At 70.1% G+C, this 1,501-nt stretch carries 1 protein-coding gene; it reads left to right on the top strand.

Annotation, left to right across the window (positions count from 1 at the left end):
• Positions 1 to 106: 106 nt before the first annotated feature.
• On the top strand, positions 107 to 1,468 hold the full coding sequence (locus ACFF45_RS35355) for an IS4 family transposase (protein WP_381351139.1): 1,362 nt from the start codon (positions 107 to 109) through the stop codon (positions 1,466 to 1,468).
• Positions 1,469 to 1,501 lie beyond the last annotated feature (33 nt).

Genomic DNA, 1,501 nt, shown 5'->3' with positions numbered 1-1,501 from the left:
CCAAGGCCGTGAAGTTTGCGGTGGGGTGGGGTCGTCAAGTGGGTGAGACGAGCAACGGAGTCCCTGGTAGAACGGTGTCGACCAAGATCACCGTGCAGGAACTCCGTTGGATACCCAGTCTGTCATCACCCACACCGTCCGTGTGGCCGGGGGGCGGTTCGCGCCCGGCCACCTCGGCGAACTCACGCAGCACATACCCTTCGAAATGATCGACGAGTCTCTGCGCGAGACAGGTACCGTCCAGTCGCGGCTGCGGGACCTGCCCTCCCGGGTCGTGGTCTACCTGCTGCTGGCCGCGTGCCTGTTCCCGGAGACCGGCTACCTGGGGGTGTGGCGCAAGCTCACCGGTGCGCTGGCCGGTCTGCCGGTCGCCGCGCCGTCGGCGAGTGCGCTGGCCCAGGCCCGCCGCCGGATCGGCAGCAAGCCGCTGCAGTGGCTGTTCGACCTGCTCAAAGGCCCCGCGGCCGACGGACGGGCGCCCGGGACACGGTGGCACGGTCTGCTGGTGGTCGCACTCGACGGCACCATCATGACCGTGCCCGACAGCCCGGCGGTCCTGACCAGGTTCACCAAGCAGGCCGGCAACCATGGCGGCACCGGCTACCCGCAGGTCCGCCTCCTGGCCCTGGTCGCGTGCGGCACCCGCACCCTCATCGACGCCGTCTTCGGCCCCACGACCGCGGGCGAGACCACTTACGCACCGCGCCTGCTGCCCAGCCTGCGGCCGGGGATGATCCTGCTCGCCGACCGCAACTTCGCCGCCCAGAAACTGGTGGCCGGTATCGCGGCCACCGGAGCCCACGCCCTGGTCCGGCTGAAGAACGGCCGCAAGATGCCGGTCCTGACCCGCTACCGGGACGGCTCCTACCTCTCCGCCCTCGGCCCGCTGCGGGTCCGCGTCGTCGACTGCGAGATCACCGTCACCACCGCCTCCGGGAAGCACACCGGCCTCTACCGGCTCGCCACCACCCTGCTCGACCACCACCGCCACCCGGCAGGCGAACTGGCCACGCTGTATCACCAGAGGTGGGACATCGAAACGGCCTACCTGGAACTCAAGTCGACCGTCCTCGGCGGCCGGGTCCTGCGGGCCCGCACCCCCGACGGCATCACCCAGGAGATCTACGCCCTGCTGGTGGTCTACCAGCTGCTACGGACCGCCATGGCGGACGCGACCGGCACCCAACGGGGTACCGATCCGGACCGGGCCGGCTTCTCCATCGCCTGGCAGGCCGCCCGCGACCAGGTCATCCTGGCCGCGGGCGTCATCGCCGGTACCGTCATCGACCTCGTCGGCACGATCGGCCGGCACGTCCTGGCCGACCTGCTGCCCGCACGGCGGCTGCGAGTCAGCCCCCGCATCGTCAAACGCGCCATCTCCAAGTACCAAGCACGAGGCCCCCGCATCGACCGGACCAGCTACAAGGCCACCACCGGCATCGAAATCCTCGCGAGCGCAGGCCCTTGACAACACGCACCAGCCGCAAACTTCACGGCCTTG

Source organism: Streptomyces cinereospinus (assembly GCF_042430725.1).
Taxonomy (GTDB): Bacteria; Actinomycetota; Actinomycetes; order Streptomycetales; family Streptomycetaceae; genus Streptomyces; species Streptomyces cinereospinus.
Note: the sequence above shows the minus strand (reverse complement) of the source record. Positions and strands in the feature narration are given on the sequence as shown.